Source organism: Halorussus halophilus, assembly GCF_008831545.1.
Taxonomy (GTDB): Archaea; Halobacteriota; Halobacteria; order Halobacteriales; family Haladaptataceae; genus Halorussus; species Halorussus halophilus.
In genome coordinates this window covers 356,217-379,438 of the sequence record NZ_CP044524.1, presented here as the reverse complement: position 1 = coordinate 379,438, position 23,222 = coordinate 356,217, and the positions used below count along the sequence as shown (strand labels likewise).

Genomic DNA, 23,222 nt, shown 5'->3' with positions numbered 1-23,222 from the left:
AACCTCACTCCGATTGTCCTTCTGTCGCCATTCGCTTCGCGAGTGCGTTCGACACCCTCGTCAGGTGGGCCGCCCCCCAAACGGCGACCAATAACCCACCGACAGTATCGAATACCAAATCTGACATCGTGTTGGCCAGACTGACCTGCGCGAGGACGCTGTCGGTGCCGGTCCACGAGGCCAACCCGTCGAGTCCGAACTCAAGGAGTTCCCAGAGGACGCCGAACGCGAGCGTGAACACGAGGATGTAGACAGCCACGAACTTCGGCGGGAGGTAGACGTCGCCGTAGTGAACGTCCAGCGCGCGAACTGTGGCGTAGCCTGCGGCGGCGACGAGCGACGACGACAGCGCATGCGTGAGGTTGTCCCAGAGGCCGAATACGTCGTACAGCCCTACCGACCCGATAGCGTGGAGGAACACCGGAATCACGATCCAGAGAGTCAGTCCCGTGTCGATTGGCAGGTCGTAGTCGCGTTCGAGGACAGCGGGCAGTTCCATGATAGCCAGTGCGATTCCGGCGTTGACGAGCAGACCGACGTTCAGATTGACGAGACCGTAGAGGAGAACGACCACCAAGGCGAGTTGAAAGCCCCGAACGACCTGTCGCTGTCTGCGTTCCGAGAATCCGAACCGGCGACTGGACGACTCACGGGGTGTTTCGGGGCGCGACTCTCGCTCCGGAGTCTCGCCGATCCGAAAGCCGAGTCGCGTGACGTCGATGCGCCGGAAGTACGCCGCGAAGAGACCGCCGGTCAGAAACCCCATCGCAGTCGCGGCCGCGAGCGACCACATCACGGCGTTGAGCGACCAGAGCGTCTGCGTGCCGAACGAGAAATCGACGACCCACTGGACGACCGCCCACGTGCCAGCGGCGGCCATCGTCGTGGTGACGGTGAACAGCACCGCGAACCCGGGCGACATCTCGACGGGCGTGAACGCGTCCAACTCCACAGCGACTGCGAGCGCCAGCGCGGAGACGACAAGAAAGGTTGCGAGCGGTCGTGGCACCCCCAGAAAGGTGTAGCCGACGTACGGCGCGGTGACGAACAGTAGTATCTCCCACGGAAGCATCGCCGCCGGAAGTCGGTACGCGACTGCTGGTTGGACTGCAATCGCTATCGTCGCCGCGCCGAGTCCAGCCCAGAGGAGGTCGCCCTCGACTCCGCTCCAGACGGCAGTAACTGCGAGACAGACGACCAGCGTCCACGCGAGGACGGCGTTTCGCGTGCGTCGAACGACACCTTGGTCGTCTGTTTCCTCTTCGAACTCGGCCTCGGTCCCCCCAGACATGGAAGTCGGTACGGGAGACGACGGTAAAAGAGAGCATGGCGAACAGGGACGACTTTCGAGAAGGGTCCAACGATTATTCCACTTCTCGGCGTTGGTCGGGTGGTGGCTCGCGTCTGCGGCGGGATAGACTTCCTGAATCTGGAGCTAGTAGTGAGTAGTCCCGCTCGAACCGCAAACGAATATCTCGGGATTTTCTATTGTTATTCTTATACCAGAGTATGCCGAAGAACCATCGGGAGCTTCTCAAACTGCTCGTAGTGACCGGAAAGAAAAGAAACTCGCTGAACGGGCGAATTCTCAGTCGTCCGAAGAGTTGAGGCCGAGCGCACTGGCGACGTCGAGGAGACCGTTGCCTTGCTCGTTGCTCGCAAGGCCGATATCCTCGGCCGAGGACGCCAGTTCGTTTCTTGCTTGCGTGTTCGATGCGCCGTTGGCCATGAGTTGACCGCCAGCACCCGAGACGTGCGGACAGGCCATGCTCGTTCCGTTGAAGGTGTCGTACCCACCGACGACTGTCGAATAGATTTCCGCACCGGGGGCGGCGAGTTCGACTTCAGGACCCGTACTCGAAAAGGAGGCGAGCGAATCGCTGCTCGTCGTGGCACTGACCGCGATACACTCCTCGTAGGCGGCAGGGTACCCGACACAATCAGTACAGGGCCCGCTGTTGCCAGCAGCAGCTACCAACAACACGCCACGGTTGGCCGCGTACCCACAGGCGTCTTTGACCGTCTGACTACCCGAACTCGCACCGAGGCTCATGCTTCCGACATCCCAGCCTTGGTCGGCGGTGTACTGGATGCCAGCGGCGACGTCGGAAAACGAGCCGGAGCCACTCTTGTCGAGGACTTTGACCGCGTGGAGCGTGATGTCCGGGCCGATGCCGACGACGCCACGCGAATTATCGATGCCAGCGGCGATTCCCGCACAGTGGGTGCCGTGGTCGTTGTCGTCGGACCAATTATTGTTACAGTTACGGCCCCGACAGTTCACGAACGCTTTCCCGGTACCGACGTTGGCTTGGAGGTCGGGGTGGTCGCCGTCGATGCCAGTATCGATGATGGCGACGTCGGCTCCCGTCCCTGTCTCACCGTTGGCAGCAGCGACATCGGCGTCTACTCGGTCGATACCCCACGGGAGCGTTTGGCTGGTGTCTCCGCCTCCACCGCCGCCCTTCCCACCCTTGTCGTGGCCGGGTTTGTGGTGGATGGCGCGCATCGTTCCGTTGCGTTCGACGTAGCGGATATCGGGACGATTTCGAAGGCCGTCGAGAGCGTTCGGTGCTACTTCGATAGTGAGGGCGTCGAAGTTGAACCGACGAACGACGGCGGTCGCGGCCTGCTCTGCAGCGTTGCGCCCGGCACGACTCTGGTATCCGATGTTCACTTCGACAGTGTCGCTCGCGGCAGTCGCACTGGAGAGACCGCTCGTTGCGGCGACGCCGGCAGCACCACCGAGGCTCTTCAAGAGCGTTCGACGGGAGTGGTCGGGAGACATCGTCCAAAGGCAGGGTTGCAAGATATTTATAATTATATTAGAGTATTTGAAAATACGAAGTGGTTAAGGATTTAGTGAAGTACAGCTAAAAACCACTAGTCCTGAGTCGAGTATAGATTCGCTCGGTTAGTCGGCGTGCTATTCGGACGAATCGTCGCACAACTTCGCAGTTTCTTTGCGGACCTCGCTGTAGTCCAACCGATTCGTGGTCAGACGAGCGAAACGAGAAGCGCAAACCCATGCTGGACCAGCGCTAGTGGGTCTACTGGCTGCTCGACGACGGAGTGAAGACAGAGGAAAGAGAGGAGCATACCTGCCACGAGTCCGGCGATTCCGGTCCTGTACTGTCGTTCGTTCGTGCTTCCCGTCGAAACGACGACGCTCTGAGCGGGCGCGTAGACGGTCGCTTCGTTTCCGTGCTGGCCGCGAGTCCCACGAGTCTCGACCAGTTCTGCGTCGGTGAGTTTCCCGAGGTGATACGAGACGTTCTGAGCCGTCAAGTCGGTTCTCTCGGCCAGTTCCGAGACGGTCTGTGGACCGTCGCTGAGCGTGCTGAGAATCCGTCGTGCAGACCCGTTCGAAAGTGCCGACAACACCACGTCCGCATCGTCGTCGTCGAGGTCTACGACGCGGTCGGTCCTCGGAGAGCGGAGGTCGAGCATGTTTCGTAGACGTTCATTCGGGTCCAAAGTAAACACTCTGGTATCGGCTCCGTTGGGCGTTCATAGACCCGCTCAGTGGCGGCTGAAAGCGGTTCAGAATCGACTGAACGAATGCGCCTGAGGGGTTATCTCGCCAATAACAATGACCCTCCTCGACTGACTCTGGACCGAACGATGAGAGAGAGCGAATCGACGAGGCGACGGTTCCTCGCCGGAACTGGCGTCGCCGTCACGGTTGGAATCGCTGGCTGTAGCACCTCCACGCCACAGCAAAACTCGACGACCGGGTCCCTCGACGAGAACGAATCTTCGGGAAGCGGTGAATCGACTACCAATCATTCGGACTCCCACGACGACGAGTCCGGGAAACATGGCAGTTCGCTCGATGGCCCCCGTGGCGATGCGAACGTGACGATGAAAACGACCGACAGCGGGTCGCACTTCGAACCGCACGTCGTCTGGGTCGAGCAGGGAGCGACGGTTACCTGGAAATTACAGAGCGGTTCGCACTCGACGACCGCCTACGCCAGCAACGCCGACAAACCGCAGCGCGTTCCAAAGGGTGCCAGTGCGTGGGACAGCGGCACCCTCTCCGAACAGGGCAAGACGTTCGAGCACACGTTCGAAACCGAGGGCGTCTACGACTACTTCTGTATCCCACACGAGGCGACGGGAATGGTCGGGACGGTCATCGTCGGCAACCCCGACCCAGAGGAACAACTAGCTCTCAAGCCACCACAGGACAGTTTCAGCGATGCGACGGCGAAGAAGTTGGAATCGCTCAACACGAAGGTGTCCGAGGCACTCGGTCACTCCGACGGGAGCAGTGGTTCGGGCAATCACTCCGAGACGACCGACGGTCATTCCCACTAACTAGTGCCGGAGATATCTCGTACTTGCACTTCGCGTTCGGCGGAGACGTGCCCCCGAATCGACAACGTAACCGGTTCTGCTTCGCTGGTCGTGTAACTGGTGTCGATGTCGAGCGAGATTGTGACGGCGTCGCCAGCAGAAACCTGCCGCTCGACGACGCGAGACTCGTCGTCGTCCGCGATGCGCTTCGTCGGCCAGTAGAGTGCCGCGAGAAACTGACCGTCCGTCTCGGAGACGTTCTTCGCGGTGAACGAAACCGATAGCGGGGTTCCCTGCGAGACTTCGTCGGGAACTTCGAGCGATTCGAGTTCGAATCGGGGAGCGGAAGCGGCTAAGCGGTCTCGTGCCTTCGTCGGAAGCGACCAGCGGGCGCTATCGGACCCGGCGTACTGAATCCGCGGGTTCGATGCCGAGAGCGGCGAGGGAACCGTGAACGCGAGGTACGACCGGTCGCGTTTGGGGCCGCGGCCGATTGGTCCACCTTCGTGACCCGCGACGGTTCTGTTCATCGCGCCTGCACTGTCGGGAAGCCCCGGTTTCCACGACCGGTCGTCGGTCTCGAAGGTGAATGCCGCCCGAACCCATCATAGACTCGTACCTGAGGGCCTTCAGAACCCCGATATCGCTCACCGCGACGCCTTCTGTCGGAGAGACGCTGGTCGTGGAGTCGTTCGTGGTCGTAGTCGCTGTGTCCGTAGTTTTCTCAGCTGGATCTGGAGCAGTCGTGGTCTCCGCGGGAGCGCCGGAGCCACCAAGACAACCGCCGAGAGCGGTTCCGATAGTGGTACCGGTCGTCGCGAGTAATGTTCGTCGGTTCATGTGTTGTCGAACAGGTCAGCGAAGGAAAGAACTACCGTAGGGTGAAACGGGTGTTTCACCAACTCCGTAATTTGTCTTTTCGGTCGCACCTAATTACGGGTTTACTATCCGAGAACTCCATCCCGGATTTCGGACTGCTCGGGAAATCATCCGACCGAGATTCGTGGAATTTAATTGATAACTGCAATAGGCGAGTAGTCCCAAGACAGTAGTATGCACCAGAATCCGTCCCCCTCGAAGTCTCCGAGTGGTCTCAAGGGAGCTGATTCGATGCCCTCGTGGCTCGAACGGTACGCCAAACTCGGCGTGTATGGTCTGCTCGTCGGCACCGATCTCTGTCTCTTCGCCCTATTCACCAACCCAGTCCCCGATCCGTCGTTCTCGTGGTTTACGTTACCCGCCACGTATCGACTCCCGTACGTACAACCCCGAATCGAACATTGGCCCGTCACCTACACGCTCGGCATCTGGACGTGGGTGTTTTGCCTTCCGGCCGTCTTCCTAGAGGGCTATCTCCGCTGGGGTTCCGTCGGTCGATTCGACCCGAAGGTTTGGCTCACGGCGCTCCCCGTCACGTTCATGTTCGGTGTGACCACCTACTGTCGGGTCTTCTGGCCGAAGCTCTACCCGCCGTCGTGGAACGCCCCGTCCTACACCTTCGTCTGCTGGGCATACTGTTCGTCGTATCTCCCAGGCTGGAGCAACGTAGCGTACCTCGTCGCCCTCGTTGGTGCAGGTGCGACGTATCTCGCGTCCCGTGACTCACCGGTTGCGAAGTACGCTTTGGCCACGTTCGGAACGCTCGCCTTGCCGCTCGGCATCCCTGCGCTCTTCGAAGCGTATCGTCACCACGTCCAGTGAGTCCCTGTTATTGGGCGAACCATCTCAGTTCGCCGGGCGCGGTTTCCCGGACGGCGACACGTCCGGTAGCGAGGGAACGTCGAGTTCGACTCGTCGCAGCAGTTGGGCGTTGATGGCGACGATGACCGTACTCAGCGACATCAACAGCGCGCCAACTGCTGGCGACAAGAGGATACCGACTGGTGCGAGAACGCCCGCAGCGAGCGGGATAGCGAAGACGTTGTATCCAGCGGCCCAGACGAGGTTCTCTCGCATCTTCCGATAGCTCGCCTTGCTCAGTTTGACCAGTCGGACGACGTCGAGCGGGTTGTTCTGCACGAGGATGACCTCGGCGGATTGGACCGCCACGTCCGTGCCGCTCCCGATGGCGATGCCGATGTCTGCCCGAGTGAGCGCAGGGGCGTCGTTCACACCGTCGCCGACCATCGCGACGAGTTTGCCCTGCGATTGGAGTTCGCGTATCTTCTCGTCTTTGTCCTCGGGGAGGACTTCCGCGAAGACGGTATCGATACCGAGTTCGTCGGCGACCGCATCGGCGACGTCCGCGGAGTCACCGGTGAGCATCGCGACTTCGATGCCCAACTCGTGAAGCGCGTCTACGACCTGATAGCTCTCCTCGCGGACGACGTCGGCGAGCGCGAACGCCGCGACCGGCGAGTCGTCTCTGAGCAGGTAGACGACCGTCTGAGCGTTCTCCCCTGCCTTCTCGGCGAACGTCGTCAGGACAGACGGAACGTCGCTGTCGAGTTTCGAGAGCAGGTTCGGACCACCGACGTACACCGTCTCTCCATCGACCGTCGCGCGGACGCCACGACCCTTGAGCGCCTCGAAGTCGGTCGCAGTCCGGGCCGAAACGTCGCGCTCGGCCGTCGCCTCGCGGATTGCCCGCGCAATCATGTGTTCGGAGTCTCCCTCGACCGCAGCGGCGAGCGCGAACGCCTCCGATTCGGAAAAGTCGTCCACCGTCGCGACGTCTACGACGCCCTGTTCGCCTTCCGTGAGCGTCCCCGTCTTGTCGAACACCACCGTGTCGGCGTTGCGGGCCTGTTCCATAGCGATACGGTCTCGGACGAGCATTCCGTTGCTGGCCGCCAACGACGTGTTGATGGCGACGACGAGTGGAATCGCCAACCCGAGTGCGTGGGGGCACGCGATGACGAGGACCGTGACCGCGCGTTCGATGACTGGCGCACCGAACGACGTTGCGACAGTCCACGCGACGGTGGTGACCGCGGCGGACGCCACCGCGACGTAGAAGAGCCACCCGGCCGCGCGGTCGGCGAGGACTTGCGTCCGCGATTTGCTCCCTTGTGCTTCTTCCACGAGGCGCATGATGCCTGCGAGCGCTGTTTCCTCTCCGGTCGCAGTGACGCGGACACGGAGGCTACCGTCGCCGTTGATGGTGCCGCCGAGTACGTCGTCACCGGGGTCTTTCGAGACCGGGCGTGACTCCCCAGTCACCATAGCCTCGTTCACCTCGGAGTCGCCCGACTCGACCACGCCGTCGGCGGGAACGCTCGCGCCGGGGCGCACGAGGACGAGGTCGTTCTCTTCGAGGTCGCTCACAGGAACTGTTTCCGTCTCACCGCTCTCAGTGACGCGCTCGGCGGTGTCGGGAATCAATTTAGCGAGTTCGTCGAGGGCGCTCGACGCCCGTCGGACGCTCCGCATCTCTATCCAGTGGCCGAGGAGCATGATGTCGATGAGCGTCACGAGTTCCCAGAAGAAGGCGGCGGTAGTCGGGAAGACCACGCTCGCGAGGCTGTAGACGAACGCGACAGTGATTGCCATCGAGATGAGCGTCATCATGCCGGGCGAGCGGTCCCGGAGTTCCGGGACGGCCATCCGGAGGAACGGAACGCCACCGTACGCGAAGACGACGACGGCGAAGACGGGAGTTATCCACTCACTACCGGGGAACGTCGGCACCGAAAAATTGAGCCAGTCTTGCAACGTCTCACTGTAGAGGAGAACCGGAATCGACAGCAGCGTCGAGACGAAGAATCGCCGACGGAACATCTGTTCGTGCCCTTCGTGCATTCCCCCGTGGTCGCCGTGACCGTTGCCGTGGTCGTGGTCTCGACCGTGATCATGATCCTTCTCACCGTGGCCGCCGTGGTGTTCGGGTCCGTCGGCGTTCGCTTCGTCCTTGGGGAGTGACTGCTCTACACGTGACTCCGCTGTGTCTTTCTCAGGGGCGGTCGTGCCTCCTCCTCCTTCGTCTATCGAATCTCGCTCCTCGTCGTGGGTATGATTGTTAGGTCCATCATCGTGTGAACGGTGGCTGTCGTCCATAGGTCATCCTCAGTGGACCAGTTACGTTAGCGAAGCACAAGGATATTCTGGGCCTGCGCCGGACCGTCGTGGGACTGGTATTCGGACTACATTACACCGCAAACCAACTTGGTACGGTAGCCACAACACTCGACCACGACGCAGTCGACCACGTTTCGGGGTTATCGAAATGACTCTCAGGTTTGGAATCGGAGTCATCTGAGTAGAAGTTCGCGCCGAAGCTTTCCCATCCTCTCGCTATCATAGAGTAGTTGATGAAGTTTCACTCAGGTTTCGAATTCGACCTTCGCCAACCAGATTCCGTCTTCGCCGCTCCAACCGCCAACCACCAATGTCCCGTCATTGAACTGTGATAGCCCAACGGGTTCCCCGAGGTCGACGGATACCGTGACCAACTCCTGAACCCTTCCCCACCGGTCAACCAATGAAATCGGTTTCTCGGGATCTCGTCCCGTTCGGTCTTGATTGTTCGGTTCTCCGGTAAACGCAAATCCCTCGTCGAGGGGAGTTACGTCCACGACGTACCGAAGGTCGTACGTTCGTCGCCAGACGAACTCACCGTTTGTCGTAGTCTTGACGAGCATCCCACGTGTGTAGTCATTTGGTATCGACTGCGTCCGACCAGCGTAGAGGAACCCGTCGTCTGTAGGAAGCGCGACACTGACTCCCTCAGATTCGACGCCACCGTAGGTGTGGTTCCACGACGACGTGCCGTCCGGACGGATTGCACGTAACCAAGCGTCACCGTCAGTTCCACCGGCGAGAAGAAAGCCCTCCTCGTGCGGAAGGACATCGCTGACGAAGGTTCCATCGTACGTTCGATCCCAACGTGTTCGACCATCAGTATCGACCGCGCGGAGCCAGGCATCGAGATCGGCATCGACCCGTCGAGGGTTTCCACGGTATCCGCCAATGAGATAACCGTCCTCTATGTCGTGGAGAACGTGAACGCCGTGAGGAGCTTCGGTACGGTGTCGCCACTGTTCTTGGCCATTGTTGTCGAGATGGAGTAGCCAAAGCGAAGGAGATTCGTCCGTAGTGCCAAGCACGGTGTATCCGCCGTTGACGGGGACGGCATCGACCGCAGTCGTGAAGCCCGGCGTTTTGATGGTCGTGGTCCACATTCGTTCGCCCTCTGCGTCGACTTCGGTCAGCCACGGGGTCTCCGACCGGCCGCTACCGGTTCGTCCGACTAGTAGGACATGGTTCTCATTTCCAACGAGTTTGTCACACTGGAAGTCGCTAGTCCCGTAGGTGCGTTTCCATTCTACAGTAGTGGGCTTAGTTCGTTTCTTGGACCTATACCTCACATGAGTCCCGGTCGCAGGAACTGCCACGCCAGCACCGAATCGTCGGAGGAACTTTCGTCTGGAGGGCGGAGACATAGCCGGTCCGTTACTGCGATAAGATATAAATCTTCGGTCATTTATACAGGTTAGGCGAGAAAACCCCCGACGGAGTCGTGGAGGGATGTCAATTAGAAAATATTTTGTCGAAGGAGTGATGCGTGTGTTTGTATGCGCCCCCTCCACGCAATCCTCGTACTTTCACTTGTCCTCAGCAGTGGGGTAAGTGCGATTAGTGCGACCCACTCCCCGTCCCTAGAGAATGAAGTCTCGATAGACCACGTCGGAACGTGGCAGGCACAAGCGAACGAAACAGACTTCCACAACGCTTCCGCAGTGAGTACGGCGATCAACGACGGGTCGCTGTCTCGTGCAACCGGCGTCAACGACGACGACCTACTCGTTGTTGAACTCAAAATACCGAGCTTCGCAGACGCTGTCGACGCGGCAAACGGAACCACGACGACAGAACGGTTCCTCACAGCAATGTCTGAGCACGGAGACCTCACAATCACGCAGACGAATCCCGGCCCGAGTCGGCAGGCGATGACCCTCGACGTTCTGAACGGAACGGGGGTCCGCGTCTTCGCAGACGCCACAAACAGCACCTACTTTGTCGTCCTCGAACTCGACAAAGTTCGGCCCACCCGCGGTAACGAGGTTGATAAAGATGCACTGGAATACGAACCGACCCCGTTCCTCGTTCGAGCAACGCTCGCGGCAGACTCGCCGCTGACCGAAGACCGCCAACGTGCAATTGCCCCAGTCGAAACACGGTGGGCGTCGATCGAGACAACCCCAGACGGGATGGTTCACGTCAATACTCAGTCGAACCTCACGATTTCCGGGAAGACGAACGTTGGAACGGGATGGCCCGTCACAGTCGTCCTCACCGGCAGTGACAATCCCGATACCGCCAGCAACGAGTCGTTCCGATTAACTCGTGAAGCGACAGTCGAACCACCCAAACCGGAAAGCTATCCCTACGAGGGTAGCTTCAACGCAACGTTCCGACGAGGGACCATACCACCGACAGCCGAGAACGTAACTCTCCGAGTTCGTCTAGACAAACGGTCACTGCTCGACGAATCTGTTCCCGTCGAAGTAGCCGGTCAGCGTGCTTCACTCACCGTCAATAGGGTACAGAGAGACGGTGAACTCAAACGGGTATCCGTGACCGCTTCACTTTCAGCAGGGGGCTTTCTCGTGCTCCACAACGGGTCTGCAGACGGCCCAGTCGTCGGCCAAACGAAGTTCCTCGACTCCGGCAAGCACACGGTAGCTGTGTACAACAACAAACCAGTAGACGTTGACGAGATCGTGGTCGTCGCCCACCAAGATACCAATCACAACGAGTGGTTCGATGGTCCGTCCGTCGATCGAACCTACACCGGAAGCGACCAACAGGACACAGACTTACGTAACTCGACAGCGCCGCCGACCTCAATCGAGACCACCAACTCAGTCCCACAGAGCGAAACAACGCCCGAACTACACGTAGACACTACACCAGGCCATACCACGATACCGGGATTCGGAGTAAGTGCGACTACTCTCGCACTTTTGACCTGTGTTACAATACTCGCCCGCCGTTGATTCCCCGGCGAAAAATAGTATTGCAGTCGTCAGTCGGCCGAATGTGCGTGCTGACCGTGTTCTCCATCTCCTTCGACCGACTCCGAGCGGTGGAGCCAATAGAGGAAGAGGAAGAACGCAGTTGCGAGGACGTTCAGGACCATCTTGTAGTTCATCTCTATCTTCACCTCTGCAATCTGGACCGACGATGGCTTCGGGATGAAACCGAGGCTGAGGAACAGGAAGTGAATGACGACGCCCGTGACGACGGCAGCGACGAAAATCATCCCCGAGAGGATTGCAGCGAACTTCGTCCCGTAGTACTCCCGATAGGCGTCCATAATCGGTGGGACGATGAGGTCCGCGTAGATGTAGCTCAGGACGCTCCCGAACGGAAGCCCGTTCGAGAACAGCACCGCGCCGAACGGGACGTTACCGACAGAGCAGACGAACGTGGCGACGCCGATGACGGCTCCGACGACAGCGGTCCAGAAGATGTAGACGGGCAGGCCGAACGTCTGGCCGGAGAAGATGGACGTCCAGACCTGCTCGGGGATGAATCCGGCAATGAGTCCTGCGAAGATGAACCCGATTGCGATTTCGTCCCAGAGCATGCCCCACTCCTTCCACTGCTTGTCGGCCAGCGCCTTCCACCCCGAGAGCGACGTTGCCTGCTCGCGGACGGTCGTGTTCGCTTCTTCGGGGTCGAAGCTCTCCTTGCAGGACTCCGAGCAGAAGTAGTACGTCTGGCCGTCGTGTTCGATAGTGTGGTCGGCTTCCTCGGTGTTGACTTCCATCCCACAGACGGGGTCTTGGACGGTCGGCGCGCCCTCGTCCAGTACGTTCTGTTTCGCCTCCTCGACGACTTTGTCCGGGACGAGGTAGACGAACCCGAACGCCATCAGACCGATGAGCATGAATCCGCCGACGATGTCCGCCAGTAGGAACTGCCAGCCCAACAGTATCCAGATGACTGCGCCGATTTCGATGACGAGATTGGTCGAGGCGAACATGAACGCCCCGAGCGTGGCCGCCGCAGAACCGCCCTTCTTGAAGAGGTTCTTCGCGGTGGCGATTGCGCTGTAGGAACACGACGAAGAGACGAATCCGAACAGCGACCCGTAGCCGATTTCGCGGGGGCCGTGACCTTCTAAGAGGTCCGAGACCGCCTCTTGGGAGGTCCACGCCTCGACGCCGCCAGCGATGGCGAATCCGACGACGAGCGCCCACCACGTTATCCACGCCATCGCGGCAGTCGTCGTCACGAACTGCTGGATGCTCTCGGCGAAGAACGTGCCGAGTGGTTTGGACGTCGTGAACACGCCGATGCCGACTGTCGCAAGCGCGATGACAGCGAGGATTGCGTATTCTTTCCGGTCCATGTCGTTTGGTAGGGGTTCCACACCTTACGGGGTTTTGGTTAATACACCCACCGCGAGTAGACGGCTGAGTTTAGGTTCCTAAAGTCCAATCAGGATCTCGATCGGCGACCCTGTATCCATCACGGCGTTACGTTCGGGCACTGCTCTCTGATTGCGATATGCTTCGGAGACGTTACACAGAAAAACGGATGGTCCCTAGTAGCTACCACCGGATGCCCGAACTTGATTCGACAGACGTCACTACCCTTCGACTGTTGTTAGCAGATGCTTGCCATTCGTTCCGAGACATCGTGAACGAAGTCTATCTCTCCACGCCGACCGTCTCCCACCGAGTGGAACGGCTTCGTGATTCGGGTATCGTGCAATAGTTCACTGCGAATTGGGTAGCTAAGATAGTCTAGTCGCGCGCTGCGATGGAGTAGTCGCTCATCACCGTTTAGGTCGTTGTGGTTCGTCAACTGCAGTAGCCCGTTTCACTGGAAGAAGAGTCACTTTTCCGCGTACATTTCCGATGGTGACAATTTTTATATATTTACTTCGCAAGAAAGGTTACTGCCAGCGATAGCGAGACGTGGAGATGGTACACCAGGACAAACCTAGGGAAGAATAGCTGACAGTGTAGTTTGCGTTGGTTGGACTCGCTGGCAATCCGATGGTTCGAAGAAATGATCAGAGGCGTCGATTTTCGAATACAAGGAGAATCTACGGAAGAGGCGTGGATACGAAAGGCCACTTTGACTTAAACAAGGAGGGAAACAAGACCCTGTTTAAGTAACCGGTTATGTCGTTGTGGGAAATCTATTTGGGATGTGAACGTGCAATAGGTTCCCACACATGCCAACCGACCCCAAAACTCGCCGAAACTGGCTACAGATTTTAGGTGCTGGTGGAGCAGCGAGTCTCGCGGGCTGTGCCGGAGGCGGCAACGACCAAAACAACGACGACCCGTACCAAGACACGAACGAGACCACCGACTCGGCGACAGACGAATCGACGGAAAGCGGTGACGATACGACCGGCGCAACGAAAGCAAAGCCAGCAACGGTAGCACTATCGACAGACCCAACCGCAGGTGTCTGGCAGGTGTACGGCGGCGTGACGCCGTACTACACCAACATCCTGGAACCGCTTATCTGGGTGACGAACGACATGAAACTCAAGCCCTGGCTTGCCAAAGACTGGACCGCCACGGACGAGACGACGTGGGAGTTCACGCTTCGCGACGACGTCACCTTCCACAATGGCGAACCACTCACGGCCGATGCAGTAGTCTTCTCGGTCGAAGAAGTCCTCAAAGAGTGGTCGTGGGCTCCGGGGTGGCTTCACATCAAACCCGAGGGAGTCAAGAAACTCGACGACAAGACTGTCGAGTTCACCACGACTTCCCCGTTCCCTGCGTTCCCGGGGACCATCGCCCACAACATGGTGGCCATCCAGCATCCAAGCAGAAACCGCGAAGAAGGCGAAGTAATCGGCACGGGTCCGTTCCAAGTCGTCGACCGGAAGGACAAACAGTACGTGAAAACGGAGGCGTACGACGACTACTGGAACGGCGAAGTCAATCTCCCAGAACTCACGTTCAACGTGATATCAGACCCGAACACGCGGGCCCTCTCGCTGAAGAACAACGACGTAGACATCGCGTACGAACCGCCGAAGAACAAGCTGGATAGTCTCAAAAAGTCCGAGGAGACGGACGCAATAACGCAACTCTCGCCGAGCACCGGGACTGCCCGGCTCAACATGTACAAGTCACCAACCGACGACGTGAAACTTCGCAAGGGCTTGAACTACGCCGTTCCACAGAAGCTCATCGTCGAAGAGGTACTCAACGGCGTCGGCGTACCTGCGAAAGGACCCATCGCGAAGAGTATCTACTGGTCCGCACACGAAAAGCTCCCAGCGTACGGTCCCAATATGGACAAGGCGAAGAGTTTGGTCGAAGAGTCGAACTACGATGGCGAGACCCTGAAACTGTTCGTGAGCAATCAGCTGACGGACGGGAAACTCCTCGCACAAGTACTTCAACAGCGGTTCGACAAGGCTGGCGTGACAGTCGAAATCCAAGTGATGGAACAGTCTGCGTTCGACGACGCCGTCCGTAACGGGAACGCCCACATCGAGGTGACCGAGTCAGGAACCAACAGTGGCGCGGCAGACTACCTGATCTACGAGACCTTCCACTCCGAGGGAGACATGAACGAACGTCTCCACGAGAAGAACGACACTGGACTGTACAACCCAGGGAAAGAGGTGGATTCACTCATCGAGAAAGGCTTCCAAACGGGTGACAAGAACGAGAAGGAAGAAGTGTACGAACAGGCCTTACAGAAGGTGATGGATCAGGCCGCGGTCATTCCACTCTACTACAGCGAATACATCGTCGCGAAGTACAACGACGTCAACGACCTCGACTTGCGGCCGATTCCCGAGATGGTCCGGTGGCCCGGCATCGAACACTCCTAATCAACTCCCTCTCTACGAATTATGTTAAACTTCCTCGTGAGACGCTCGGCGACGGTGTTGCTCGTCTTGGTCGGCGTGTCGATACTGACATTCAGCCTGATGTACTTCACTCCCGGCGACCCAGCTCGAACCATCCTCCGCCAACAGGCAGGCGGGCGTTCACCATCGGACGCTGCCGTCCAAGACTTCCGTCAACAACACGGCCTGAACGAACCGATTCCAGTGCAGTACGCAAACTGGGTCTGGGACGTCCTCCACGGGGACCTCAGACAATCGTACTACCAGGAGACACCCGTCACAGAACTCATCTGGAATCGCCTTCCGGAGACGCTCGAACTGGCCGTGGCGGGAATGCTGGTCGCACTCGCAATCTCGATTCCCACCGGCGTAATCAGCGCCGTTCATAAGGGTGGCACACCGGACTACGTGAGCCAGATTGCGGCCCTTCTAGGGGTATCCATGCCGAACTTCTGGCTGGGCTACCTGTTCATCATCGTGTTCTCCATACACCTCGGTCTCTTCCCAGTAGCAGGGGTCGGGGGTATCGAGCATCTCGTCCTTCCAGCCTTGACGCTCGGAAGCGGCATGGCGGCGATTATCACCCGTCTCGTCCGGTCGTCGATGCTGGAAGTCCTCGACGAGGAGTACATCCGGACCGCCCGTTCGAAGGGGCTCCGCGAGCGTATCGTGATTTACAAACACGCGTTACGCAACGCCTTGATTCCGGTCGTAACCATCGTCGGACTCCAGTTCGGGTATCTGTTGAATGGAGCCGTCATCGTCGAAATCGTCTTCCAACGGCCAGGCTTGGGCGACCTGCTCATCAACGCAATCTTCGCGCGCGACTATCCGGTCGTGCAGGGACTCGTCCTGCTAATCGCCGTCATCTTCGTGTTGACGAACTTCGTCGTGGACCTCACGTATCGGTACATCGACCCACGCATTTCGTTCGAAGGAGGAAACGCATGAGTACGGAATCAAATATCGAGTCCAAATCCACAGTCCAACGCCTTCGCTCCCGAATTCGTGGCATTCGTGCGTCGCGGAAGTACCAGCAATTCACGTCGAACCGCCTCAATCTCGTCGGGTTGATGTTCGTCCTCGTGGTCGTCGTGGCGGCGATATTGGCTCCACTCATCGCCCCGGCAGAACCGAACGAGCAGGACCTGCTCAATCGATTGGAGCCACCGTCCACCGAGCATCCGATGGGGACGGACCAACTCGGGCGAGATATGCTGACGCGACTGCTCTATGGGGCTCGCATTACGCTACGGATTGCCGTCACGGTCGTCGCAATTACGCTCGCTATCGGTACCATAATTGGCGTCGTCGCAGGATACGCTGGCGGGTGGGTCGACGAGGCACTGATGCGGTTCGTCGATATCCTGTTAGCGTTCCCAGGAATACTACTTGCGCTCGTCATCGCAGGCATACTAGGGCCGAGTCTGACGAATATCATGATAGCGCTAGCGGTCGTGGGATGGACCCAGTACGCCCGAATCATACGTGGAAGCGTCCTCTCCGTGAAAGAGAAGGAGTTCATCAAGGCAGCCCAGTTGATGGACGTATCCCGGACTCGAATCGTCGCTCGCCACGTCCTTCCAAACGTCATCACACCAGTGATTGTCCTCGCAACGATGGACATGGCCTACGTCATCCTCGGAACGGCGGGCCTCTCGTTCTTGGGGCTTGGCGCACAACCCCCGACACCCGAATGGGGAACGATGCTCTCTCAGGGTCGTAATTATCTCCAAGACGCGTGGTGGGTCGTAAACTTCCCCGGATTAGCTATCATGATAACGGTACTTGGATTCAACCTCTTGGGTGACGGACTGAGAGACGTTCTCGACCCGCGTGACCTCGGCGAAGTGGAGGACAAAGGACTATGAGTGAAAAAATTCTCGACGTAGAAGGACTGCACACTCAATTCAACACTGGAGGCGAACCAGTCCACGCGGTGAATGGGCTATCCTTCAGCGTGAACGACGACGAGATAGTTGGCATCGTCGGTGAGAGTGGGAGCGGGAAATCCGTCACAGCACTCTCGCTCGCTCGATTAGAAGACCCCGGAGAGATTGCGCAGGGTTCGATCCAATTCCGCGGGACAGAGATGACGACTGCAGACGACAGGACGATTCGTCGCATCCGTGGTGATGGTATGGCGATGGTGTTCCAAGACCCGATGACGACCCTGAATCCCGTGTACAAGGTGAGTGAACAGATCGTAGAGTCACTCAAGGTCCACGAATCTCCAGAGTCTCAACGTCTCTTAGACTATCTCAAGGTTCCAGGGTTCAGTAAGCGACGCGAGTGGCGTGAGAAACAGCGGCGAGCAGTAGAGTTGATGGAGCAAGTCGGGATTCCACGTCCCGACCAGCGCGTCGATGCGTATCCACACGAGTTCTCGGGTGGGATGCGGCAGCGCGCGATGTTGGCGATTGCGCTCGCGAGAGAGCCAGACCTCCTCATCGCTGACGAACCGACGACGGCACTCGACGTGACCATCCAGGCGCAGATTCTCGACCGAATCAAGCAACTCAACGAGGAACTCGGCATGGCGGTGCTGCTGATCACCCACGACTTGGGCGTCGTCGCCGAACTCTGTGACCGCGTCATCGTGATGTACGGTGGTGAGATAATGGAGACGGGGCGTACTGAACAAATCCTCCACGACCCACAACACCCCTATACGCGTTCGCTCCTCGACTGCATGCCACAGAATACGTCGAGGAAAGAGCCGTTGAACGTCATGGAAGGTGAGGTTCCGGACATGATCGGTGGGATAACGGGGTGTCCGTTCGCACAGCGATGTGAGTACGCAAGTAATGCGTGTCGCGAAGGGGCAATCGAAACGCACGGCGTTGCTGGGGACCACGAGGCGAAGTGTTGCAACCTCCACGAAGTGCCCCATGCGACACCAACTGCTAACACCGTCGAGGAGGAAGGAGAATGAACCAGCAAGACAGTCGCTCAGTTCACCCGGAGTCGTCGCGAGAGAAGCCAGCAGTCATCGAAGTTCGTGACGTCGTCAAGCGGTTTCCGGTAGACGACTCGGTGGTGAATCGACTCCTTCGAAATAGAGAGTACGTCAACGCAGTGTCGGGCGTGTCCTTCCAGATTCAGAGAGGCGAGACGCTCGCGCTCGTCGGCGAGAGCGGAAGCGGAAAATCGACGATTGCCAACGTAATCACCGGTTTGCACGAACCGACGAGTGGAGAAGTACTGTTCGACGGAGAATCGCTCGGTGGGGTGACCGACAGGTCGTCAGAAGTGTTGGCGGACATCGGAATGGTGTTCCAAGACCCCAAGTCGAGTTTAGACCCACGAATCACCGTCGAGCAGTGCATCGAGGAACCGCTTCGGTCCAACGGGTGGAGTGCGGAGCGACGGCGTGAACGAGTTGCTGAACTCCTCGAACTGGTCAATCTGTCGCCGACCTACGCTGACCGACATCCCCACGAACTCTCCGGTGGACAGGCACAACGCGTTGCTATCGCTCGTGCCGTCGCCCTCGACCCACAGGTACTCGTGCTCGACGAACCAGTCTCGGCACTCGACGTGAGCGTGCAAGCGAAAATCCTCAACCTCCTCATGCGGTTGCAGGACGAACTCGATCTCACGTATCTGTTCATCGCCCACGACTTGAATGTCGTCGAGCACATCGCCGACCGCGTCGCAGTAATGTACTTAGGTCAACTCATGGAGGTTGCACCGACGGCGCAATTGTTCGAGCAACCCACTCACCCGTACACGGACACGCTACTGTCTGCGATTCCGGACTTAGAGTCGAACTCGAACACCGAGCGAGTCACGTTGGAAGGAGATATCCCGAGTCCGGTGAACCCGCCAGACGGGTGTGTCTTCCATACCCGTTGTCCAGTAGCTGACGAAGAATGTAGTCAGTCAGTGCCTGACTTCCAAGCGGTCGGCGACGCCGAATCGAAGTGCCACTACGCCGAAGAATTCGTCGAAGGGGAACGAGCTAATGACTGACGACGATAGTCACGACTCGGACGCGGAAGCGTCTGTTGACGAGGAGTCGAACGACGACGAAGAACACGCGCTTCCCGAAGAAGATCTCCAGTATCCTGAGTTCGTGTTCGACGAAGGAGACGTGGGTGAGCGAGGAGAGTTCGACCTTCACCAATCATTGACTCGCGACGAGATGATAGACTGGCTCACCGATATCTCAGGTGGACTGAAGAGTCACGACGTCGCCGTCGAATCTCCCGATGGCCACGTACGATTCGGCGTGGGTCCAAAAGACGTCGAGATGGAGTTCGACCCAGATGAGGAACTCCGAGGCGAGTTGGAGATTACGTTCCGACTCAACGCGAAAGCGATGTTCGTCAGTGACGACCCGTCGAAGACGAAAGTCGGGGCGCGTGGTGGAAAGGGATTGATTCCGATCGAGATGTTGACGACGGATCAAGAAGTGTTCCGGTGCTACAACTGGATCGACGACCCGACAGACCCGTAGAAACGAACCTGGTCGATAGAGTTTCATCCCTGATTGCTCCGGCGACCGTCTGTCGATCGTCTCAGTACTCCGCCGACACAGGTCTTGGTTCTGGCCTATTCTTCCGTTACGGTAGTCTGGCATCGCAGCGATTAGAGAATATCCCCCGTCACCTAAAAAGACAAAAATAGAATGGGTGAAAACTTTCTATTCAATGTTTACTCCCCGCCATCATCCTTGGTTGTGAAGTAGAAATAGACAAAACGTAATAGGCCATCTAGTCCTATGGAATGAGTCAGACGATCACGGTCGAAGGAATGACGTGTGGACACTGCGAGCAAACTGTCGAAGAGGCATTAGAGGGCGTCACCGGAGTTGCGACGGCGGACGCAGACCGGGAAACCAATTCTGCAACCGTCGAAGGGGATGTCGCAACGGACGAACTCGTTACAGTAGTCACCGAGGCGGGGTACGACGCCTCCGAATAATTAGCTCCGTTTTGGACCGAAGTCGGACCAGCAAGAGTTTCGCGTTACGAACGGTAGTATAACGGTTGGGGTCGGATTCTCGGTCTCGACGCATACATCGAACAGTACGAAGCAGTTGGGCGTTCACTCCTCGAAAGACTTGGCTGGCTTGAGTACGTCCTCGGCTATCCTATCCAAATGCGCGAGAGACTGTACGGTCTGTACCGCCAAGTACAATCGCGTCTTGCCTCTTATTTTCGCAGTTAGAATCGCGGGAAGTGCCAGTCAAGCGCAAGCACGAGACGAACGGTAAGAGACCGATGGAAACCGAACCACCCCACAGTAGGCGGTTCAGTTGACTCTCTATCCACGTTTCTCAGACAACGGGAATAACACGTAGGGTTAACTGGAAGCCGGTAGTTGTGTTAGATATGCACTATACGATGCAAGCGAAAGTGGCCGGAGAGTTCGAAGAGACCGTGGACGCAACCGTTGAGGCCCTAGAAGAGGAGGGATTCGGCGTTCTTTGCGACATCGACGTGCAAGCAACACTGAAAGAGAAACTCGGCGAAGAGTTCCGTCAGTACCGGATTCTCGGTGCGTGCAACCCAGAACTAGCACACGAAGGATTGTCCGAGGAAATCGAACTCGGCGCGTTGCTCCCGTGTAACGTCATCGTCTACGAGACCGACGACGGTGACGTACAGGTGAGTGCAGTCGAGCCGAACCAACTCGTCGGAGTCGCCGACAACGGGGCACTCGACGCCATCGCGGACGAAGTCCACGACCGATTCGAGCGTGTTCTAACAAGAGTTACGGACGAACTCGGAACCATCTCGGAGGCGGAAAACTGATGGCGTCCTCGTCATCGAATCAACTCGACACGGCGACCATCATCCTCCTCATCATCGGTGCGATCATCGTCCTTCCGATGCTCACGATGGGGATGGGATTCGGCGGCATGATGGGCTATGGCGGGATGATGGGCGGCTATGGGACCAGCGGTGGCTGGTGGCCCCTTATCGGCATGGCTCTCCAACTCGGATTCCTGCTCGTCTTGCTCGGCGGGGGATACCTCGTGTTCCGACGCGTGACCGAAACACAGTCGTCTCGAGATTCGGCATTGGAAGAGCTCCGTACGGCGTACGCTCGTGGTGATATCTCCGACGAAGAGTTCGAGAATCGACGGACGAAACTCAACAGTGAGGGGTCACGCGAGTTACAGCCATGACTTCCACGGTACGGCGGCGTGAGTTCCTCTCTAGTCTCAGCGTCGGAATCGTGAGTCTCGCTGGCTGTCTCTCCGGGTCTTTCCCGGGAAGTGTGCAGCCCGACAAGACGATATACGTCGGCTCCTACCACTGGGGGTTCGTCTTGGTCGATGGAAACAGCGAAGAACAGGAGCGTGTCGTCTTGAATCGTGGCGACAGCCTCCGTATCGTCGCGTTCAACACGCTTTCGAGCCAAAGCGTAGGCTCTCTTCCAGAGTCGGTCCGAAACGCATTCCCTGACCACGAGACGCTCGAAGAGCGAAACGAGGAACGCATTCCACATCCATCCGACGGCGACTTTCACGAACTGTTAGAAGAGGCGAACGAGCAGTATCCTGACCACAGCCTCGCTATCATGCCGTCCGGTCAGTTTCACATGCGCGGTGGCATGATGATGCATCCCGTTTCCCTCCCCCACAGTGCCACGACGCCAGTCGTTCGACAGTTACGTGCGACTCGGCGCGGCGATTATACGCTCAGTTGTCTCACGTATTGTGGGTACGGCCATCCCTACATGGAAATCGACGGCGGGTTAGTCGTCACGTAGGACGGCTTCTCCTAATTCTGGAGTCGTAGTGCCGTTGCCTATTTATTGATGACTGACGACGAGTTTCCTTGGTGAGGGGAATAATGACACGATTAAACGCTGTCCAACTAACTGCAGTGACACTCACCGTACTCCTCGTTGCAGGAGGAAGTACCATCGCCGTAGGGAGTACAGCTCAGACGAGTTCGGATTCAGTCGATGAACAACTATCGCAGCACGCGGTTCTCGAACAAGACTCGAACCAATCGAACGTCACCTTCGAGAACCAAACCACGAATGGAACGACCGTAACGGTGAGTTCTGCGGGGCTTCCAGCGGGTGGTTTCATCGCTATTCACAACGAGAGTGGGGCCGTCGTCGGCTACAGTGACTACCTTCCTGCAGGATACTATGAGAACGTTACCGTTCCCGTTACGATAGTCGAGTCGAACGTCCAAATTCCGGCACAGATGGCTCGGATGCGTGGGTTGCTGAATCAGACGCAGACCCGTGAACAGCGGATGTTCATGATGATGAACCAGACGATGGGACAGAGAATGATGCAGAATCAGACTCGACAGCAGATGCACGAACACATGCACGAGGCGGTCGAAGACCAAGAGCGCCACCGGCTGATGCACCAGATGATGAATCAGTCGGTGCATCCACGCATGCTTGAACTCATGAGTAACCAGACTGGTGATTTCCAGCAGATGCAGGAGATGATGGAGACCATGCGGGCAAGCAGGAACGTAACCCAGTCGCAGATGCAAGAGATGATGCGATTGCTGAACCGGACGGAAGCCCGGGAGACGCGCATGCTCCAACTGATGCTCAACGAGACGCACGACCCCGAACAGATGCGAGCACTGATGCGAAATCAAACCCGCGACTTCGCACGAATGCACGTACTGATGGCTCAATTCTCGCGCCAACTCGGGACTGCTGAGGGCCAGACACTTACTGCGATGCTTCACCGGGACAGTAACGGAAACGAGCTGTTCGACTTCCCTGATGGTGATGGTCCGTACAGGGTCAACGAGACTCCGGTAGCGGACAGTGCAACGGTCCGCGTTCAAAACTCAGTGCAGAACACGACGACAACTGCTTACTAGTTATCCTGCGATCAATCGAGACGTTCTTTCACTTTCTCACGCCCCGAGGGCTTCTTGCGTCCGCTTTGGCTCTCCACGAAGATACGTTGAAAGAGAAGTCAAATCTGATTCTTGAGGCCAAAGGCGTCAATGTCGTTGTGCTCGGTAACGTTCGTCATCTCCAAGGCTCGTGCCTGGTCGATATTATTCGAAAGCCTGCACCCTACTACCAAGATTTATCCGAGCGTTTCGAAGACTAAAGCGAACAAACGGGTACTATTCTGCTGGAGTTCACAAAAACAACCGACTCGAAAACACCACGAGAGCCAGTACTAAAT

General features: G+C 58.0%; 22 protein-coding genes and 1 pseudogene. 16 read left to right on the top strand and 7 right to left on the bottom strand.

The window, feature by feature from the left end:
• Positions 1–4: 4 nt before the first annotated feature.
• The 3 genes from F7R90_RS19855 to F7R90_RS19845 all read right to left on the bottom strand — a co-directional run bounded on the left by F7R90_RS19855 (position 5) and on the right by F7R90_RS19845 (position 3,450).
• Complete coding sequence (locus F7R90_RS19855; RefSeq protein ID WP_158059297.1) at positions 5–1,291, bottom strand: hypothetical protein; 1,287 nt, start codon at positions 1,289–1,291, stop codon at positions 5–7.
• 297 nt (positions 1,292–1,588) lie between these two features.
• On the bottom strand, positions 1,589–2,788 hold the full coding sequence (locus tag F7R90_RS19850) for a S8 family peptidase (RefSeq protein ID WP_158059296.1): 1,200 nt from the start codon (positions 2,786–2,788) through the stop codon (positions 1,589–1,591).
• 209 nt (positions 2,789–2,997) lie between these two features.
• A complete protein-coding gene (locus F7R90_RS19845) occupies positions 2,998–3,450 on the bottom strand; it encodes an ArsR/SmtB family transcription factor (protein ID WP_158059295.1) in 453 nt (150 codons plus the stop codon).
• 174 nt (positions 3,451–3,624) lie between these two features.
• On the opposite strand from F7R90_RS19845, the gene F7R90_RS19840 reads away from it, so the two are divergent.
• Positions 3,625–4,323, top strand: coding sequence for a plastocyanin/azurin family copper-binding protein (locus tag F7R90_RS19840; RefSeq protein ID WP_158059294.1), 699 nt, complete (start codon positions 3,625–3,627; stop codon positions 4,321–4,323).
• On the opposite strand, the gene F7R90_RS22585 is transcribed toward F7R90_RS19840, so the two are convergent.
• On the bottom strand, positions 4,320–4,832 hold the full coding sequence (locus tag F7R90_RS22585; RefSeq protein ID WP_225741342.1) for a hypothetical protein: 513 nt from the start codon (positions 4,830–4,832) through the stop codon (positions 4,320–4,322). The genes F7R90_RS19840 and F7R90_RS22585 overlap by 4 nt on opposite strands.
• A 580-nt stretch (positions 4,833–5,412) precedes the next feature.
• On the opposite strand from F7R90_RS22585, the gene F7R90_RS19830 reads away from it, so the two are divergent.
• On the top strand, positions 5,413–6,003 hold the full coding sequence (locus tag F7R90_RS19830) for a hypothetical protein (protein ID WP_225741341.1): 591 nt from the start codon (positions 5,413–5,415) through the stop codon (positions 6,001–6,003).
• Between the two features lie 24 nt (positions 6,004–6,027).
• On the opposite strand, the gene F7R90_RS19825 is transcribed toward F7R90_RS19830, so the two are convergent.
• Positions 6,028–8,043 carry a copper-translocating P-type ATPase gene (locus tag F7R90_RS19825; RefSeq protein ID WP_158059466.1) on the bottom strand — a complete coding sequence of 672 codons (2,016 nt, stop codon included), beginning with the start codon at positions 8,041–8,043 and terminating at the stop codon, positions 6,028–6,030.
• A gap of 521 nt (positions 8,044–8,564) precedes the next feature.
• Entirely contained in the window at positions 8,565–9,683 is a 1,119-nt protein-coding gene (locus F7R90_RS19820) for a hypothetical protein (RefSeq protein ID WP_158059292.1), read from the bottom strand.
• 132 nt (positions 9,684–9,815) lie between these two features.
• On the opposite strand from F7R90_RS19820, the gene F7R90_RS19815 reads away from it, so the two are divergent.
• Positions 9,816–11,240 (top strand): DUF7282 domain-containing protein, encoded by a 1,425-nt coding sequence (locus F7R90_RS19815; protein WP_158059291.1) that lies wholly within the window; start codon positions 9,816–9,818, stop codon positions 11,238–11,240.
• Positions 11,241–11,269: 29 nt separating this feature from the next.
• Here F7R90_RS19815 and F7R90_RS19810 read toward each other — a convergent pair whose 3' ends face one another.
• On the bottom strand, positions 11,270–12,601 hold the full coding sequence (locus F7R90_RS19810) for a permease (protein WP_158059290.1): 1,332 nt from the start codon (positions 12,599–12,601) through the stop codon (positions 11,270–11,272).
• Positions 12,602–12,759: 158 nt separating this feature from the next.
• Here F7R90_RS19810 and F7R90_RS22855 point away from each other — a divergent pair, with 158 nt between their 5' ends.
• The 13 genes and pseudogenes from F7R90_RS22855 to F7R90_RS19750 all read left to right on the top strand — a co-directional run bounded on the left by F7R90_RS22855 (position 12,760) and on the right by F7R90_RS19750 (position 22,905).
• Positions 12,760–12,969, top strand: coding sequence for a winged helix-turn-helix transcriptional regulator (locus F7R90_RS22855; protein ID WP_158059289.1), 210 nt, complete (start codon positions 12,760–12,762; stop codon positions 12,967–12,969).
• Between the two features lie 466 nt (positions 12,970–13,435).
• Positions 13,436–15,067 (top strand): ABC transporter substrate-binding protein, encoded by a 1,632-nt coding sequence (locus F7R90_RS19800; RefSeq protein ID WP_158059288.1) that lies wholly within the window; start codon positions 13,436–13,438, stop codon positions 15,065–15,067.
• Between the two features lie 21 nt (positions 15,068–15,088).
• Positions 15,089–16,036: a nickel ABC transporter permease gene (nikB, locus tag F7R90_RS19795; protein WP_158059287.1), complete on the top strand. Its 948-nt coding sequence runs from the start codon at positions 15,089–15,091 to the stop codon at positions 16,034–16,036.
• Positions 16,033–16,956, top strand: a complete 924-nt coding sequence (gene nikC / locus F7R90_RS19790) for a nickel transporter permease (protein ID WP_158059286.1) — start codon at positions 16,033–16,035, stop codon at positions 16,954–16,956. Before nikB ends, nikC begins: the two co-directional genes overlap by 4 nt.
• A complete protein-coding gene (locus F7R90_RS19785; protein WP_158059285.1) occupies positions 16,953–18,020 on the top strand; it encodes an ABC transporter ATP-binding protein in 1,068 nt (355 codons plus the stop codon). Before nikC ends, F7R90_RS19785 begins: the two co-directional genes overlap by 4 nt.
• On the top strand, positions 18,017–19,060 hold the full coding sequence (locus tag F7R90_RS19780; protein WP_158059284.1) for an ABC transporter ATP-binding protein: 1,044 nt from the start codon (positions 18,017–18,019) through the stop codon (positions 19,058–19,060). The genes F7R90_RS19785 and F7R90_RS19780 overlap by 4 nt, the downstream gene beginning before the upstream one ends.
• Complete coding sequence (locus F7R90_RS19775; RefSeq protein ID WP_158059283.1) at positions 19,053–19,547, top strand: hypothetical protein; 495 nt, start codon at positions 19,053–19,055, stop codon at positions 19,545–19,547. The genes F7R90_RS19780 and F7R90_RS19775 overlap by 8 nt, the downstream gene beginning before the upstream one ends.
• Before the next feature lie 269 nt (positions 19,548–19,816).
• Positions 19,817–20,014 (top strand): heavy-metal-associated domain-containing protein, encoded by a 198-nt coding sequence (locus F7R90_RS19770; protein WP_158059282.1) that lies wholly within the window; start codon positions 19,817–19,819, stop codon positions 20,012–20,014.
• A gap of 63 nt (positions 20,015–20,077) precedes the next feature.
• Positions 20,078–20,179: pseudogene (locus F7R90_RS22580) on the top strand (DoxX family protein); the annotation flags it as partial.
• A gap of 245 nt (positions 20,180–20,424) precedes the next feature.
• Entirely contained in the window at positions 20,425–20,847 is a 423-nt protein-coding gene (locus F7R90_RS19765; protein ID WP_158059281.1) for a DUF302 domain-containing protein, read from the top strand.
• Positions 20,847–21,224: an SHOCT domain-containing protein gene (locus F7R90_RS19760; protein ID WP_158059280.1), complete on the top strand. Its 378-nt coding sequence runs from the start codon at positions 20,847–20,849 to the stop codon at positions 21,222–21,224. Before F7R90_RS19765 ends, F7R90_RS19760 begins: the two co-directional genes overlap by 1 nt.
• Positions 21,221–21,811 carry a cupredoxin domain-containing protein gene (locus tag F7R90_RS19755; protein ID WP_158059279.1) on the top strand — a complete coding sequence of 197 codons (591 nt, stop codon included), beginning with the start codon at positions 21,221–21,223 and terminating at the stop codon, positions 21,809–21,811. The genes F7R90_RS19760 and F7R90_RS19755 overlap by 4 nt, the downstream gene beginning before the upstream one ends.
• 83 nt (positions 21,812–21,894) lie before the next feature.
• A complete protein-coding gene (locus tag F7R90_RS19750; protein ID WP_158059278.1) occupies positions 21,895–22,905 on the top strand; it encodes a DUF4175 domain-containing protein in 1,011 nt (336 codons plus the stop codon).
• Positions 22,906–23,222 lie beyond the last annotated feature (317 nt).

Bases quoted from the DNA above. Each gene is read 5' to 3' on its own strand.
- F7R90_RS19855 (WP_158059297.1), bottom strand. From the start codon at position 1,291: ATGTCTGGGGGGACCGAGGCCGAGTTCGAAGAGGAAACAGACGACCAA.
- F7R90_RS19850 (WP_158059296.1), bottom strand. From the start codon at position 2,788: ATGTCTCCCGACCACTCCCGTCGAACGCTCTTGAAGAGCCTCGGTGGT.
- F7R90_RS19845 (WP_158059295.1), bottom strand. From the start codon at position 3,450: ATGCTCGACCTCCGCTCTCCGAGGACCGACCGCGTCGTAGACCTCGAC.
- F7R90_RS19840 (WP_158059294.1), top strand. From the start codon at position 3,625: ATGAGAGAGAGCGAATCGACGAGGCGACGGTTCCTCGCCGGAACTGGC.
- F7R90_RS22585 (WP_225741342.1), bottom strand. From the start codon at position 4,832: ATGAACAGAACCGTCGCGGGTCACGAAGGTGGACCAATCGGCCGCGGC.
- F7R90_RS19830 (WP_225741341.1), top strand. From the start codon at position 5,413: ATGCCCTCGTGGCTCGAACGGTACGCCAAACTCGGCGTGTATGGTCTG.
- F7R90_RS19825 (WP_158059466.1), bottom strand. From the start codon at position 8,043: ATGCACGAAGGGCACGAACAGATGTTCCGTCGGCGATTCTTCGTCTCG.
- F7R90_RS19820 (WP_158059292.1), bottom strand. From the start codon at position 9,683: ATGTCTCCGCCCTCCAGACGAAAGTTCCTCCGACGATTCGGTGCTGGC.
- F7R90_RS19815 (WP_158059291.1), top strand. From the start codon at position 9,816: ATGCGCCCCCTCCACGCAATCCTCGTACTTTCACTTGTCCTCAGCAGT.
- F7R90_RS19810 (WP_158059290.1), bottom strand. From the start codon at position 12,601: ATGGACCGGAAAGAATACGCAATCCTCGCTGTCATCGCGCTTGCGACA.
- F7R90_RS22855 (WP_158059289.1), top strand. From the start codon at position 12,760: ATGCTTCGGAGACGTTACACAGAAAAACGGATGGTCCCTAGTAGCTAC.
- F7R90_RS19800 (WP_158059288.1), top strand. From the start codon at position 13,436: ATGCCAACCGACCCCAAAACTCGCCGAAACTGGCTACAGATTTTAGGT.
- nikB (WP_158059287.1), top strand. From the start codon at position 15,089: ATGTTAAACTTCCTCGTGAGACGCTCGGCGACGGTGTTGCTCGTCTTG.
- nikC (WP_158059286.1), top strand. From the start codon at position 16,033: ATGAGTACGGAATCAAATATCGAGTCCAAATCCACAGTCCAACGCCTT.
- F7R90_RS19785 (WP_158059285.1), top strand. From the start codon at position 16,953: ATGAGTGAAAAAATTCTCGACGTAGAAGGACTGCACACTCAATTCAAC.
- F7R90_RS19780 (WP_158059284.1), top strand. From the start codon at position 18,017: ATGAACCAGCAAGACAGTCGCTCAGTTCACCCGGAGTCGTCGCGAGAG.
- F7R90_RS19775 (WP_158059283.1), top strand. From the start codon at position 19,053: ATGACTGACGACGATAGTCACGACTCGGACGCGGAAGCGTCTGTTGAC.
- F7R90_RS19770 (WP_158059282.1), top strand. From the start codon at position 19,817: ATGAGTCAGACGATCACGGTCGAAGGAATGACGTGTGGACACTGCGAG.
- F7R90_RS19765 (WP_158059281.1), top strand. From the start codon at position 20,425: ATGCACTATACGATGCAAGCGAAAGTGGCCGGAGAGTTCGAAGAGACC.
- F7R90_RS19760 (WP_158059280.1), top strand. From the start codon at position 20,847: ATGGCGTCCTCGTCATCGAATCAACTCGACACGGCGACCATCATCCTC.
- F7R90_RS19755 (WP_158059279.1), top strand. From the start codon at position 21,221: ATGACTTCCACGGTACGGCGGCGTGAGTTCCTCTCTAGTCTCAGCGTC.
- F7R90_RS19750 (WP_158059278.1), top strand. From the start codon at position 21,895: ATGACACGATTAAACGCTGTCCAACTAACTGCAGTGACACTCACCGTA.